11 protein-coding genes and 1 pseudogene are annotated in these 15,122 nt (G+C 34.4%); 2 read left to right on the top strand and 10 right to left on the bottom strand.

The genetic code is table 11. From position 1 onward, the window contains the following. Positions 1-4: 4 nt before the first annotated feature. The 6 genes from C2I06_RS14610 to C2I06_RS14635 form a co-directional block, all read right to left on the bottom strand. On the bottom strand, positions 5-1,696 hold the full coding sequence (locus C2I06_RS14610; RefSeq protein ID WP_123258306.1) for a sensor histidine kinase: 1,692 nt from the start codon (positions 1,694-1,696) through the stop codon (positions 5-7). 12 nt (positions 1,697-1,708) lie between these two features. Next, the gene (locus C2I06_RS14615) at positions 1,709-2,323 is read right to left on the bottom strand and encodes a DUF624 domain-containing protein (protein ID WP_123258307.1); all 615 of its coding nucleotides are present in this window, start codon (positions 2,321-2,323) and stop codon (positions 1,709-1,711) included. Between the two features lie 70 nt (positions 2,324-2,393). Then, the gene (locus C2I06_RS14620; RefSeq protein ID WP_123258308.1) at positions 2,394-3,860 is read right to left on the bottom strand and encodes an ABC transporter substrate-binding protein; all 1,467 of its coding nucleotides are present in this window, start codon (positions 3,858-3,860) and stop codon (positions 2,394-2,396) included. Positions 3,861-3,884: 24 nt separating this feature from the next. Further along, positions 3,885-4,802, bottom strand: a complete 918-nt coding sequence (locus tag C2I06_RS14625) for a carbohydrate ABC transporter permease (RefSeq protein ID WP_123258309.1) — start codon at positions 4,800-4,802, stop codon at positions 3,885-3,887. 23 nt (positions 4,803-4,825) lie between these two features. Then, a complete protein-coding gene (locus tag C2I06_RS14630) occupies positions 4,826-5,752 on the bottom strand; it encodes an ABC transporter permease (RefSeq protein WP_047943831.1) in 927 nt (308 codons plus the stop codon). A 268-nt stretch (positions 5,753-6,020) separates the two neighbouring features. Further along, positions 6,021-6,923: an AraC family transcriptional regulator gene (locus C2I06_RS14635; RefSeq protein ID WP_249928225.1), complete on the bottom strand. Its 903-nt coding sequence runs from the start codon at positions 6,921-6,923 to the stop codon at positions 6,021-6,023. Between the two features lie 127 nt (positions 6,924-7,050). On the opposite strand from C2I06_RS14635, the pseudogene C2I06_RS14640 reads away from it, so the two are divergent. Further along, positions 7,051-7,790 (top strand): annotated as a pseudogene (locus C2I06_RS14640) (SDR family oxidoreductase). A 94-nt stretch (positions 7,791-7,884) separates the two neighbouring features. On the opposite strand, the gene C2I06_RS14645 reads toward C2I06_RS14640, so the two are convergent. Further along, positions 7,885-9,339 (bottom strand): DHA2 family efflux MFS transporter permease subunit, encoded by a 1,455-nt coding sequence (locus tag C2I06_RS14645; RefSeq protein ID WP_371471514.1) that lies wholly within the window; start codon positions 9,337-9,339, stop codon positions 7,885-7,887. Between the two features lie 34 nt (positions 9,340-9,373). Then, entirely contained in the window at positions 9,374-9,949 is a 576-nt protein-coding gene (locus C2I06_RS14650) for a TetR/AcrR family transcriptional regulator (RefSeq protein ID WP_047943829.1), read from the bottom strand. Positions 9,950-10,793: 844 nt separating this feature from the next. On the opposite strand from C2I06_RS14650, the gene C2I06_RS14655 reads away from it, so the two are divergent. After that, a complete protein-coding gene (locus C2I06_RS14655) occupies positions 10,794-11,465 on the top strand; it encodes an NAD(P)H-dependent oxidoreductase (protein ID WP_123258310.1) in 672 nt (223 codons plus the stop codon). Between the two features lie 118 nt (positions 11,466-11,583). Here the strand turns inward: C2I06_RS14655 and C2I06_RS14660 are convergent, their stop codons facing one another. Then, the gene (locus C2I06_RS14660) at positions 11,584-13,179 is read right to left on the bottom strand and encodes a response regulator (protein ID WP_095329828.1); all 1,596 of its coding nucleotides are present in this window, start codon (positions 13,177-13,179) and stop codon (positions 11,584-11,586) included. Positions 13,180-13,291: 112 nt separating this feature from the next. Next, the gene (locus tag C2I06_RS14665) at positions 13,292-15,046 is read right to left on the bottom strand and encodes a sensor histidine kinase (RefSeq protein ID WP_141231340.1); all 1,755 of its coding nucleotides are present in this window, start codon (positions 15,044-15,046) and stop codon (positions 13,292-13,294) included. Between the last annotated feature and the right edge of the window lie 76 nt (positions 15,047-15,122).

The following is a 15,122-nucleotide window of genomic DNA, read 5'->3' on the forward strand; positions in this document are numbered from 1 at the left end:
CCTTTTAAAACAAGATTTCGATTGTTAATCCGCCTAATGGATTGGTCATTAACCTCATGCTGTATGTATCTCCAAAAAAGGATCGCAATCTTGCATTTACATTATGTATGCCTATAGAGGACTCTAACTGATTTTCTGAAGAAGGCGTTTTCAATAATTCGTTGATTTTCTTTAATTTATCTTCGTGTACTCCTGTTCCGTTATCTTTGATTAAAATGCAGGTATACCCATCTTGCTTTGAGACCTTTACACTAATTGTATTGTTTTTCCTTGTATGATCAATCCCATGTATAAAAAAATTCTCCACCAGCGGCTGAATAGAAAATTTAGGGATGCTAATTTCTCCAAGCTCCTTTTCTATCTGAAACCCGTAAGCGATGCGATCCCGATAGCGCATTTGATACAAATAAGCATATTTCTCACAAAATTCGAGCTCGTGTCTGATTGTAACTATTTTCTCTTGGGTGATGCTGTTTCTTAACAAGCTTCCAAAAACATAAACAACATTCGATAATTCATCGGCCCCTTCACTTACCGCATACATACGAATGTACTCAAGTGTATTATAGAGAAAATGCGGATCAATTTGAGACTGAAGCGCCCGCATATTAGCATCCTTTTGTTTGATTTCTAAGTTATAGATATCCTCAATATTGCGATTAATGCTATCTAACATCTGATTGATACTATGAGAAATATCTTTTAGCTCCCCTTGCTTCGTCTTTTCTTCAATGCGTACTTCCATATTCCCGTTTGAAACTTGATTGGTTCCTTTTTGAATATCTTCTACTTGAATCACATATCGTTTAAACGTTTTTCGGAGCCCAAAAAGGAGAATACCGTCTAAAATAGCACTAACAAATAAAAAGAAAAACAGACTTTTCATCGATTCGTTAATTACTTCCTTTTTACTGATGAAAGCGAGCACCTCAAAGTCATTGCTTGTATGAACACTTTTAATATAATATTGTTTTTCTAAATCCTTAAGACTAATAACGGAAGACTCTTCTAAATTTGCTGCAATCTTTTGGTGGAGCACAGAGTCTTGTCTGTATTGTCCTTGATAGTATACTAGTTTTTTTGTATCAGAAATAATTGCTGCTTGAAGAGACGTTTTCTCTTTGTCATTATCTAAAATCCGTTCTAATTCTTTATCATTAAAAACAATTGATACAATTCCAATTTGTGATAAAGTATTGGGATCCTTTATTGCTTTTTGGTAGACTACTTGATTGTTGCGGATAGGAGTATGGAAATACTTCTTGCCTCCCTTGTTTTCCTTCGTTGAATAATAGACTTCTTTATAATCATTTAATGAAATGGTTACCGATTCAATATCATCATCCAAGTAATACATCTCTGTTACGATGCGCGGAAGATAAAGAAAGGCATTATTTCTTTGCTCACTTAACGATTTTTGTAAATATGCTGCTGGTTCTAACTCAAAATACTGATACATACTTGTGATCATCTCTGAGCTGGCCATTAAATTAGCAACTACTTTATCTAACTTTTTCTCATTGTCTGTCACAATATTTTCTAATTGATTAGCGACCCTCTCAACAGAATCGATTGCGGTCCTTTGCTTATCCTGGCTTGTATTATAGCTGACTAATAAAGCAAAAAGAGTAACAGCAGAAATTAAGATAATAGAATATGTTTTTAATAGTGAATTAATAAAATACTTACTTCCCAATTAGCATCATCCTTAAGATACATATACGAGTTTTTGACTAAGTCTTATAAATAGCTTATTGGAAATAAGGCTAGCTAGTATGATAAATAGCGAGATACTTCCGAATAAAATTAGGGCAGGATTAAAATAGGTAAGAACAGAAATGACAGCGAGCAGCCCTCCTAGTTTAAGGAGTGTCCAGAAGTCCATAAAGAACAAGAGAAACGACAGCTTCCATACATCTTTTATCGCTGCTTCATATTGTGCCTCAATAAAGAGCGAAAACAGGAAGCTGATAGCCATTAAAAATAGGGCAAAAATAAGCAAGAAGTCAATGATGAGAAAGAGCAAATGATTAATTTGTAGGGAAAAATAAAGATTATAGCTTAAAATGACACCTAATAGCAAAAATCCGTAAAAGGAGAAATTGCCACGTTTATAGCTAGTCTTAAAGGTAGAAAAAACATTCTTCCATGTTAATTCCTGATGGTCCCAGCGGCACTCTAAAGATAGCTTTACAATCGTTAACAATGCAGGGCCAATACCAAAAATAATCCCCCCCATTATAGTCAGCAGCCAAAAATACAGATTCAGTTTTACTACTACATAAAATCGGTTAAAAAAAGTAGTCAAAAAAGAGGCAATCATATCGCTTTTCTCCTTTCTATTATATGATGAGAAAAGGCACGTTAACTAGAGCTAACGCACCTTTTAAAGATTAGTTTTTAGAGGCTTGAAATGCATCAAATTGCTTTTGCATTTCTTCGCGGACTTTTTCATACCCCGCACCTTCTAATTTCTCATTTAATTCAGGGATTGCTTTATCTGGATCTAAAGTTCCTGTGTTTAATCCATCAAGGTATTGACTCATTACATTCGAAATATTGGTGATTTCTGTTTTCACAGAATCTGTATTAAAGGTGAAGCCTAGAATTGGAGAGCTTGTAGCATTGGCAATATTTTCATCTCGCTCTTTGATCTGTTCATCAGTAATAGAATCTTGAACATAAACAATTTTATTATTGCCTGTATTCCAGGCTGCCATATGGTTATTTGACTTATAGCCATCTAATAATTTTACTTTGTTTTCTCCGGTCTTTTCCCATGCCTTCCCCTCTTCCCCATAAATAAGCCCATTTAATAGTTCTGGATCAGAATTTAGAAGACCTAAGAACTCTACTGCTTTTTCTTTATTCTTGGAGTTACTAGAAACAACAAAGTTTGCCATTTGCGCTTGTGCTGTAGACTTAATTGGATCTGTAATCGGCATGGAAACTATTGGCTGCTCTGCCACTGTTGATAAAAGGGTATCACCATAGTCATACGGTCCCTGTGTCTCTTGGCGAACAAACCATGTACCACTATTTAATGGGTATTCCGTATTGCTTGTTGCTGCATCTTTAGCAATATATCCTTTATTGTAGTATTCATGCATGATTCGCAAGTTTTCTTGCATTTGATCATTTTCATACTGATTAATAATTTTGGCGGTATCTCCATTTAAATCCACTGCAAAAGGCATGCCATTTCCTAAGACAAAATCCATATTAGGGAGAACGCGGAATCCTTGCCCAACCGAAAATGGCATGACGTCTTTTTCGTTTTCTTTTATCACTTTCAAAAGCGGCTCAAGATCTTTGTATCCTTTCACATCAGAAATATCTAAATTATATTTATCAATATATTGCTTATTAAATGAAAACATCGTCTGTGCGTACACATTACCATTTACCGGGAACGCATAAAGCTTTCCATTCACTGTATTCCCTTCAATATAAGCTGGATCCAGCATGTCATAGGCTTCTTTCGCATATTTTGGAAGTAATTCCGTTAAATCTGCATAAGCACCTTTTTGCGCATTTGTTACATAGTTATTGGCATAGGCAATATCATAATTTTCACCAGAAGATACGATAACAGACATTTTTTTCTCATAATCTCCCCAGCCAATATACTGTAAATTAACACGAACGCCAATCTCCTTTTCCGTTTTCTTGTTAACATTCTCCATTAACACATCAAAATTTTCCGGTTTATCGCCAATTTGATACATTAATAAGGTGGTTACACCTTCTTTAGAACTGTTATCCGCTGTTGAATTTCCTTTTAAACTACACCCAGCTAACACAGTGCCAATCAAATACATCAATACAAGCAAAAAAGGAACTTTTTTCTTCATTTTCATATACCATATCCCCCTTTTATTTACTTACTCTTTTACCCCGCCAATTGTTAAACCGCTAACAAAATAACGTTGAAAAAATGGATAGCTGCACGCAATCGGTAAGGTAGAGATCACAACCATCGCCATTCGCGTAGCCTCTTTTGGAATAGCGGCAAGGCCACCAGATAAGTTTCCACTTAAGCCCGCATTTTGGGTCATAAAATCAATATTGCTTTGGATTTTCATCAATAAGTATTGCAGTGGAATTAGATTATCACTTTGAATGTATAGCAGTGCATTAAACCAATCATTCCAATATCCTAGTGCGGCAAACAGGCTTATTGTTGCAATTCCTGGCACCGCTAATGGTAAAACAATTTGTGTAAAGATCCTCATTTCACTTGCCCCATCAATACGGGAAGATTCAATAATCGATTCTGGCACCTGTCTTCTAAAGAATGTTCGCATCACGATGATGTTAAACGGACTTAAAGCCATAGGAAGAATAAGGGCCCACACGGTATCTTTTAACTGTAGCATATTCGTCATCACAATATAGCTTGGTACCATTCCAGGACTAAATAGCATCGTAATTAAGGCAAAAATGGTGAAAAATCGCTTAAAACGAAAATTTGGCCGAGAGATGGCATATGCATAGGTTGATGTGAATGCAACATTGATAAAGGTTCCGACAACTGTAACAAATACGGTAATAAACAAGGATTGAATAATTTGCGTTTTTAAATCAGCTAAATATGTGTACCCTTGAATACTCCACTCACTTGGCCACAATGCATATCCATTCGTTATCAAGGCTGTTTCACTTGTAAACGATATAATAATTACGAATAAGAAGGGGAAAATACAAGAGAAGGCAAACAAGCCTACCATGATATTAAAAAAGATATTTGTTTTTCGATTAAAGGTTCGGACTCGAACATGCTCTATTTTTTTCTTTTTCACTGTATGATTTGGACCTCCTTTCCTCAAAACAATGCAGATTCTTCATCAAATTTGCGAACAATGAAGTTAGCCAGAACTACTAAAATACAGCCGACAACTGATTGATAAAGACCTGCAGCTGCTGTCATCCCAATATCACCTGTACTTGTTAGTCCGTTATAGATATAAGTATCTAAGACACTTGTTACTTCATATAAAGCACCTGAGTTTCTCGGGATTTGATAGAATAATCCAAAATCAGCTCTAAAGATATTGCCGACGGATAAAATAGATAGAATAGATATTAAAGGTACTAGCTGCGGAATCGTGATATTTTTTATCTGCTGCCATTTCGATGCCCCATCAACCATCGCAGCTTCATAATAATCCGAGTTGATTCCCATTATACTCGCAAAATAAATGACACTATTATAGCCGACACCCTTCCATATTCCTAAGACGATTAAAATAAATGGCCAATATTTTTGCTCGTTATACCAATTAATTTCTTCTCCACCAAAAAGAGTAAGGATACTATTCATTAGACCTTTATCTGGACTTAAAAATGCAAAGACAAAATAACTGATAATAACCCATGATAAAAAATACGGAAATAGCATCGAAGTTTGATAAATCTTAATCATTCTTTTAGAACGCAGTTCACTGAGTACTATTGCCAAGAAAACAGCAAAAATCAACCCTAACACAATAAACGCAACATTATATAAAACAGTATTTCTTGTAATCAAGTAAGCATTATTGGAAGAAAATAAAAACTTAAAATTATCAAACCCAACCCATGGACTTTCCCGCAAGCTTTGAAAAAATCCGCCACTTGAATAGTGGAAATTTTTAAATGCTACAACATTCCCGAATACCGGAATATAGAAAAATAGAATAAGCCATATAGTTCCAGGCAATGCCATTAACAAAAAGGCCTTATTTCTCCACAAATTTCGTAACATGGCCATTTTTCTATCCCTCCCCCCTTTTTTAGAAAACGCTTTCTTTTTTATATAGCTAAATTATAATATCGAAGAGGGTGATAACCAATAAACAAATTATAGGAAAAACTAAACGAATTATATGTTTTTGGAGTTAGAATATAAAGATGATGAACAAAATCTTAAATAAGGTTACATCCTTAATATGTACTCAATCACAGCCACTTCTGAAAACTTAATGATTTCCACCATAAAAAGAAAACCTGCCATTTGTGCTTCAAATAGTAGGTTTTCCTCATTTCCAATTATCTTGTAATTTTTTCACATCGCTTTTCGGCGGCAAGCCAAACATTCTGCTATATTCTCTGCTGAACTGCGACGGACTTTCATATCCAACTTGAAAGGCTGCTTCTGCAGCTTCCAATCCTTCAGCTATCAATAACCTGCGCGCTTCCTGTAAACGAATCATTTTTTGGAACTGTAAAGGAGACATACCCGTAATCAACTTAAAATTATGATGAAAGGAAGAAAGACTCATATTCACAGCTTTAGCTAGTTCCTCTACGCGAAGCGGCTGGGCATATGCCTGATTTATCAATTTAATGGTTTCTTTTATCGCCTGGGCATGGGTTCCTAAAATGGCAAATTGCTTTATCTGATCACCATCCTCCTTCTGTAAAATCCGATATAATATTTCCTTTTGATATAATGGCGCAAGCACAGGGATATCCTTTGGAGTATCAAGCAGCCTTATTAATCTAATTAAGGCATCTGACATTTCAGAGGTGGTTTTATTTACAAGCATCGCTCTTTTAGGAGGATCTGAAACTACTTCCTTATGATTAGCAACTGCTTCTAAAATCTGTTCTGTCGTAAATCCAAGTCTAATACATAAATATGGCTTTTCCTTCATAGCCTCTGTTATTTTCCCGCGAATAGGCAGATGCACAGATATAACTAGATATTGGCTGGAATCATAGCGAAATATCTCCTCCCCCAACATCACTATTTTGGAACCTTGTATAATGAAACAAACAGAAGGCTCGACAATAGAATGAAGCGGTTCTGTTAATGTGGATGCTCGTACAATGCTTAGATGGTTAATTTCTGTTGCGTGTGTACCATCTGTTTTAAAGTGTTTTTCTACTAGATCCGTTAACTCATTTTTATTATTCACCATATCCCCCCTACTTTTCATACATTTTACCTCTTATTTGGAGAATTAGGCAAAGATTATACAGAAATCTTCTATCACTCTTGCTGAAAGTTTTCTTATCATTACAGTATGTTATCTAAAGACTAATAATTAGCTATGGGAGGAAGAAATGAAGCATTTACAAGATAAAGTCGCTATTATAACTGGTTCATCGAGAGGAATAGGAGCAACTATCGCAGAAGAACTTGCTCAATTAGGGGCGAAGGTGATAATTAACTATTCAAGTAGCTCAGAAAAAGCCAAAGAAGTTGTCGCAAGCATCGTGAATAAAGGTGGAGAAGCTATTGCAGTTCAAGCAGATGTCAGTAAAGTTAAAGAGGTAGAACGTTTATTTATAGAAACGCTTCAGCACTTTGGAAAAATAGATATTCTTGTTAATAACGCTGGCATAATGCACACCATACCATTAAAGGCTGTAACAGAAGAAGAATTTGATTTACATTTCTCCATCAATGTAAAAGGAACTTATTTTGCTTGCCAACAAGCGCTTCAGCATATGGAGGCTGATGGAAGAATTATTAATTTCTCCACTTCTGTAGCAGGAATGATGTTCCCTGGTTACAGCCTATATGCAGCAACCAAAGGAGCTGTCGAACAAATTACAAGACAGCTGGCAAAAGAATTTGGTCCCAAAAAATCACTATAAACACGATTTCACCTGGTCCTACAAATACCGAGCTGTTTATGGATGGCAAAAGCCCTGAACAATTAGAAAACCTAAAAAAACTAAACGCCTTCGGCCGCTTCGGAGAAACGGACGATATCGCAAAAGTTGTCGCCTTTTTAGCGAGTGAAGATGCTCGTTGGATTACAGGTCAGACCCTTCGCGTTAATGGTGGAATGGTTTAATTGTAAGAAAAAAATCGATTGAAAGAATCGGATTCACACTGAAAAGTGCAAATCGATGTTCTTCCAATCGATTTTTCATTATATTATTTTGCTATTAATGAGATGGATGGTCTACTTTCACTCGTTTGATAAAGAACGATAGAACTAGACCAATGATTGCAACAATAATCGCAAAGCTAAATGATTTTTGTACACCAGCTGTAAAGGCGAGCAATGGACTTAACGGGTTGGTTAAATCGGTCGCAGCACTATCTATATATTCCGCTGAACCTGAAGCTAAAAGAGAAATAGCAATTGCTGTTCCGATAGCTCCACCAACTTGCTGCAACGTATTCATAATTGCAGTTCCATGTGGATATAATTCAGGCGGCAATTGGTTTAAGCCATTTGTTTGTGCCGGCATCATTACCATAGAGACACCAATCATTAATACAATCAGCAAAGCAATAATAAAACCTGATGATGTATCAATATCAATTGTAGAGAAACCAAATAATGCAAGAGTTGCTAGTGCAAGACCAGGAATAACTAACCATTTTGGGCCAAATTTATCAAAGAGACTTCCCATAATTGGCGAAAGTAATCCGTTAATTAAACCACCTGGCAGAAGTAGTAATCCTGCTGTAAATGTGCTTAATGCAAGCACATTTTGTAAATATAGCGGCAATAAAATCATGGATGAAAGCATAACCATCATAATCATGATGACAAGTACTAAACCTATAACAAACATTGGATATTTAAAAGCACCTAAATTCATCATCGGCTGCTCACTTTTCACTTGGCGAATAGCAAACAAGATTAATGCTATTAGTCCAATGGCAATAGAAATAATCACTTCTAAGCTGCCCCATCCGCCGCCTTCTCCAGCATTACTAAACCCGTAAACAATACCACCGAATCCAATTGTTGATAAAATAATCGATAAAATATCAATCTTTGGCTTCGTTAATGTTGTTACATTTTGCATAAATATACTACCGAATACAAGCGCAACCACAAGCAGTGGCAGGGAAATCCAGAAAATCCAGTGCCAAGTAAGGGAGCGAAGAATTAACCCAGAAATAGTTGGCCCTACTGCCGGAGCAAAACTAATGACCAACCCCATCATTCCCATTACTTTCCCCCGTTTATGCGGTGGAATTAACACAAGAATTGTGTTAAACATAAGCGGTAATAATAGTGCTGTACCAATTGCCTGAACAACACGAGCAACCATTAAAATTGTAAAGGTAGGCGCGATTGCTCCTATAAGCGTTCCCGAAATCGAAAAAATAAGGGAAGTAATAAATAACTGTCTTGTCGTAAACCATTGTAGAATAAGTCCTGATACAGGAACTAAAATTCCAAGTGTTAATAAATAACCTGTTGTTAACCATTGTACGGTTGTTTCGTTAATACTAAAATCCGTAATAATTGTTCTTAGTGCCATATTCAGTGCCGTTTCACTAAATAATCCAATAAAGCCCGCAATTAAAAAGGAGGCAATAATCGGCACCGTCTTAAACTCCGTTTTCCCAATTGTTTCTCCTTTAGCGGGAATATCCATTGTCATTTCTTTTCCTCCTTTAAATCCAAAAAAATCACTGTTTTAACAGCACTGCTATTTGATTCGAAATGCAACGCAGGGGGTTACTGCTCTTATTCGTGAGAGCAAGCATGCACCCACCTTCTATCATTGCATTTAACGTAATACCCAGTTCCTTTGCCAGAGGTTCTGCAAAGCCAAAGTCCTCTAGCCTATTTGTATAAAGCGCCTGCCAATCGGTAAAAGTAGCATCACATGCCAAGCGCAGCGTTTCATGTGTTAACGCTGTTTCAGAAGCAATCAAACTAATTTGCAAGCCTTCAAGTGCACTGCAGCCCATCTGATCAAATTCATTTGCGATAGAATTCACATGTTGTTGAAATGCAGCCACAGGAGTTTCCCCACTATATAAGTCTGCTTTCATTTTCTCTACTACTAGCTCTCGCATTCGCTTAATTGCTTCTAATGCAATTTCTTCTTTCCCGTTTGGAAAGTGATAATACAAAGAGCCTTTGGGAGCACCACTCTCATCAATTATTTGATTAAGACCCGTTGCATGGAATCCTTGCAGTTGAAATAGTTTCGTTGCAGTAGTTAGAATTGCTTCTTTTTTATTGTTGCCTTTCTTCATTAGATCATCTCTTCTTAAAATTATTATAACAACTGGTCTACATAATATTAATGTGGCATTCTAAAAGTGTCAAGAAGATAATAGCTGATTTTGCTTCTTTTTTATACAAAAATTACTGATTCTTTACTTATTTTTAAAGTAAAGGGTTTTTATTTATATTCTTCACCAAGATGCCTTCTGGTACAATTGTTTCATCATAAAAGTGACTGGCATAAATATTTCAACCAAATAGCCCCCAGAACAATTAGACGGACATAGTAAAAATACATTCGTCCAATTGTTTTGGGGGGTATTTATTTTAAGAAAGATATGCTAGTGATAATTTAAAGCAGGCTGAAGACTTATCCCGCTTATTGTGGTAGGAAGTCATAAACAATTAAAGCCATTGATAAGAGACCCCCTGTCAAGAATACTAATAGGTTTCCAACAATAGAAAGGTATTTCAAGCGACTTTTTTCGCCTTTAAATCCGAATATCAATCCGACTAAAGGGATGATAAATATACTTGCTAATATACTATAACCGAGATAATCGTTCCCAATTCCAATGTTAAATCCTGTTTCATCATATAACTTCCGCATCATGTTAGCTAGAATAAAGACAACAATAAACTAAGAAGCAATAAAAAGATATGCCAGTGTTCTTGCTTTTCATTCGCCTACTCTCCTCTTTCCTGTTGTAAATTAATGGAACTTATATATACGTCATACACAAATAATGGAAATATATGAAGAGAAATCAGACTGATTTACCACAATAATTTCCTATGCTATACTCATAAACAAATTGGTTATCTTAAAGAAGTACTGGGTAATCAGATGGTATATAAGAAGGGAGATAAATTATGCGCAATAAAGAAGAGTTAAAACAGGAAATTCTTGCTGCCTATCATTTTCGTCATGCTACAAAAGAATTTGATCCAGAGAAGAAGATTCCTGAAAGTGATATGAAGTTTATTTTAGAAACAGCTCGTCTTTCTCCAAGCTCATTTGGTACTGAGCCTTGGAAATTTCTTGTGATTGAAAATCCAGAATTGCTAAATAAAATAAAACAATCATCTTGGGGAGCGTCTACAAAGATTCCAGCCGCTAGCCATTTTGTGATTTTATTAGCTAGAACAAAATTAGATACAGCCTATAATTCTACCTATTTAAAAGAACAGTTTACCAATGTATCCAAGCTTCCTGCTGGAGTGATTCCAAAAATGATTGAACGGATAAAAGAATTCCAAAAGGAGGATTTCCGCTTAGATACCGATCGTGCTTTATTTGACTGGGCTTCCAAACAAACCTATATCGCGCTTGGAAATATGATGACCGCTGCTGCCCAAATTGGCATCGATTCTTGTCCTATAGAGGGCTTTCATATGGAAAAAATGAATCAGTTATTAGATGAAGAAGGACTTTTAGAAGATGGCCATTTAGGTATTTCCGTCATGGTAGCATTCGGCTATCGTGCGAAAGATCCATATCCAAAAACACGCAGAGAATTTGACGATGTGGTGAAGTGGGTATAAGTATTGTTTAAAATTGCTTAACAGAAACTCTCCCCGCTTTAGTGAATGTATTCAATGCGGGGAGAGTTAAAAAGGGATAACTAGTTCTTTATTTATACTGTCTCCATGCATCTTTTCTTTACGCTTCCTTTATACTTCTAGATATAAGACGATATTTTCTAGGGGTCACATGCTTAACTTGCAGGAATTTTTTTATAAAATAATCAGGATTCTGAAAACCTATATTTGTCGCTATTTGATAAATACGATCATCTGTTTCTTCTAAAAGCTGGCATGCTTTTTCTATTCTATATTCATTTAAGTAATCTTTAAACGCTACTCCATATTTTTTACTGAATAATTGGCCTAAATATACACTATTTATATTATATTTATCTCCTAATTTTCTTAAACTCAATTTTTCCATATAGCGCTCTTCAATGTCCCTTTCAATTTTAATTAAGATGTCTTTTGATGAATAATTTCTGATACTATATAAATAGTTTGCAAAATGTAATGAATAGGTTAAAAACTCATCCATTGAAATTTTTCCAGATAAAATATTCTTCTGATCATGAATAAACAGCGAGGACTCATCATTAGAAAAATTCGGTTTATTATTCTTGTTCCATAGATCTGTTAATTGATAAATTAACAGAGTAAGATTGTTTTTTATTAATTGAGGATGCAGACATTTCCGTTGAAATTCATCGTATATTTCTTTAACAATGACGGTTATTTTTTGCTCATTATTTTCTGATATACTATCCATATATTGATTTATCCGTTTTGGAGATAAGTGATATTGCTCTAAAGAAAATACTGGTGTATTATCGCAATAAATGATTGATTTATCGGCACAATAAAAATATTCATATTCTTTTCCTAAAACTACTTTATTATAGGAATCAGTTAGTTCTTCTATTTTCTGTACTGTATTTCCGATATACATTTTCACCCTGAACGGTACTTCACTTATTAATCTTCTTTGAAGTTTCTCTATATAATTTGCTCTATAAACCTCCGAACGATTGCATTGCCAAACAAGACTTACTGAGTATTCCATGTTTGTATTTTCTATATCATAAAGAATAAGGAAGTTCTCTTCCTGCACCATTTTTTCTATGACTTTATACAGCTTATTTCTCCACTCCTTTTTTTCATCTGTTGTAACACGTTCCTGCCTAGTTTCTTGTACAACATCCATATTAATAAAGGTATAGTTTTTGAAATCTCCATATCTATCTTTGATAAATTCAATGTCCTTTAAGGTAAATTTATCATATAATATATTTTTTAAATGATAATCATTAATTGCCTTGTTCTTTTTTTCTTCCTCTTTTTCTTTTCGCTTTAATACTATAAATCGTTTATTAATGGTTTCTAGTAAATCGATTAACTCCTTTTCCTGTATTGGTTTTAACAAGTAATCAGTAACCCGATATTGAATAGCTTTCTTCGCATATTTAAATTCATAATATCCACTTAAGATCACAAACCTTATTTCCTTATCCATACTCTGCTTTACTTGTTTAATTAATTCTAGTCCGTCCATAACAGGCATTTTTATATCAGTAAAAACAATGTCCACTTCATAGTCTCGAATAATTTGAAGAGCATCTTCCCCATTTCCCGCTTCATAACAAAGTTCAAAACCATAGTTTCCCCAGTCAATCATGACTTTAATTCCTTCCCGAATATATGGCTCATCATCAACAATAAGGACTTTTAACATTATTTATTCCTCCTAAATGATCTTTCTCCTATTCAAAATGAATTTGTGAAAGAAACACTAAATGAAAAAGTAATTAACACCTGCCTTAGAAATACTTTTCCCAGCTTACTCTCTATATAATGGGTAACTTAATGTATACTTCTGTTCCAGTGTAATTTTGGCTTTCAATTTCTAATTCCCCTTCCTCTTGATAGTGCATTTTTAACCGTAAATAGGCATTTAAGATTCCTGTGCTCTCTTCCCAATTGGATGTTGTCACATCATTTTTCTCAAGGTCCTCTCTTATTTTCCTTAATCTCTTTGCATCCATCCCAACTCCGCTATCTAAAATTTCAATATAAATAGCATTCTCTTGTGTAGAGACGATGATGCTAATTTCTCCTCCATTTTTCTTTTTCTCAATCCCATGAATACAGGCATTTTCCACAAAAGTTACTATCAGCATCTTTGGAATATAATGCTCCTTGCATTCCTCTTCTACATAGATAGAAAAGTTCAATCTATCTACAAAACGATATTTTTGAATATTTAAGTATCTTTGAACATATGCTAATTCTTCCTCGACAGTAACAAAATATGAATCACTCCATTTGGTCATTCTTCTAAATAACTGTGCTAACTCATTAATAACTGTTGCACTTTCTCGATCTCCATTTAGTAAATTCCTCATTCTGATGCTATCAAGCGTATTATAAAGAAAATGTGGATTTACTTGACTTTGAAGCGCATTTAGCTCTGCTTTTGTTTTGGCTAATTCTATTTTCTGCTGTTCTCTCTCCTTTTTGTACACTTCACCTAATAATTCATCGATTTTAACCACCATGAAATTATAACTCCTTATTAAATCACCTATTTCATCTTTCCCTTCATTTATATTGATTCTTTCGAATATCCCCTTTTCTACTTTCAATAAATGCTGCTCTGTTAGAGCAATTCTATCTTGAAAGGACTTATTAATAAGCAAAATAACAAGTGTGGGAAATAGAAAATTAAAAATTATTAACACCAGGAGTATGGTTTTCTTGTTCTCAATGAGATCAAAAATATTAATCTGATTATTAGATATATAGATATCCCATCGATCATTGATTGCTAGAAAAGAATCAGATAGATTAAATCTGGATTTTTCTTTTGATTTTAATTTTCGGAATATGGTATTCTTTTTCTCTGAGCCCTGATTACTAAAAATAACCTGATCATTATATGCTATTACAATATTATTACTCGTATCTTCATTTTTGATATTTGCCAATAATCGATAATAATTAATATTTATTTTTACAATACTTTTATATCCGTTGCTTCTATTTGGTAATTCTCTTATAAAACTAATCGTTCGATTCGACTCTAACTTTGGTGGGAATTGCTTATTCTCTTCATAATAAGGATATAAAATCATATTATGATTATTCTCTTTGTAAATTCTATACCAATTCGTTTGCTCGACCGCTCGCAAATTCCAAAAAACCCCACCGTTAATAATAGTTGGATTAGTAGTGTATATTTCTATACTTTCCAACGCTTGAGATACATAAAAATTATTAATGATGTTTTCTTGAACAAGGGAAATATAGTCACTATAATAATCTACATTATCTTTATACTTTTTTTGAAGAAATTCGTTGATTTTCAAATCTCTACTAATATAATTGGATACTTCCGTAATCTCGTTGAAGCTCTCATTAAGATGATATTTCAGCCGTTCTATCGTAATCTCCATTGATTTATTTTTTTGAATATCCTCATTTTCTCGAATGGAATGGATAATGACTAAATTAGTAAGAACGATAGGAATCACTACAGCTAATAAATAAATTAGTACCATTTTTTTCTTTATTTTTATATTATTCAGAAGCAGTGCAAGCAAATTTTTTTCCCATCCTTCCAAACCAGTCTCTACACAAATAGTAAAGCTAAAGGCTATTATCTACCATACTCAGACA

The sequence above is a fragment of the Niallia circulans genome (assembly GCF_003726095.1).
Classification (GTDB): domain Bacteria; phylum Bacillota; class Bacilli; order Bacillales; family Cytobacillaceae; genus Niallia; species Niallia circulans_A.

What these genes read in the sequence shown, in the direction of transcription:
- C2I06_RS14615 (WP_123258307.1), bottom strand. Translation starts at nt 2,323, where the DNA reads ATGATTGCCTCTTTTTTGACTACTTTTTTTAACCGATTTTATGTAGTA.
- C2I06_RS14620 (WP_123258308.1), bottom strand. Translation starts at nt 3,860, where the DNA reads ATGAAAATGAAGAAAAAAGTTCCTTTTTTGCTTGTATTGATGTATTTG.
- C2I06_RS14630 (WP_047943831.1), bottom strand. Translation starts at nt 5,752, where the DNA reads ATGGCCATGTTACGAAATTTGTGGAGAAATAAGGCCTTTTTGTTAATG.
- C2I06_RS14635 (WP_249928225.1), bottom strand. Translation starts at nt 6,923, where the DNA reads ATGAAAAGTAGGGGGGATATGGTGAATAATAAAAATGAGTTAACGGAT.
- C2I06_RS14645 (WP_371471514.1), bottom strand. Translation starts at nt 9,339, where the DNA reads ATGGATATTCCCGCTAAAGGAGAAACAATTGGGAAAACGGAGTTTAAG.
- C2I06_RS14650 (WP_047943829.1), bottom strand. Translation starts at nt 9,949, where the DNA reads ATGAAGAAAGGCAACAATAAAAAAGAAGCAATTCTAACTACTGCAACG.
- C2I06_RS14655 (WP_123258310.1), top strand. Translation starts at nt 10,794, where the DNA reads ATGCGCAATAAAGAAGAGTTAAAACAGGAAATTCTTGCTGCCTATCAT.
- C2I06_RS14660 (WP_095329828.1), bottom strand. Translation starts at nt 13,179, where the DNA reads ATGTTAAAAGTCCTTATTGTTGATGATGAGCCATATATTCGGGAAGGA.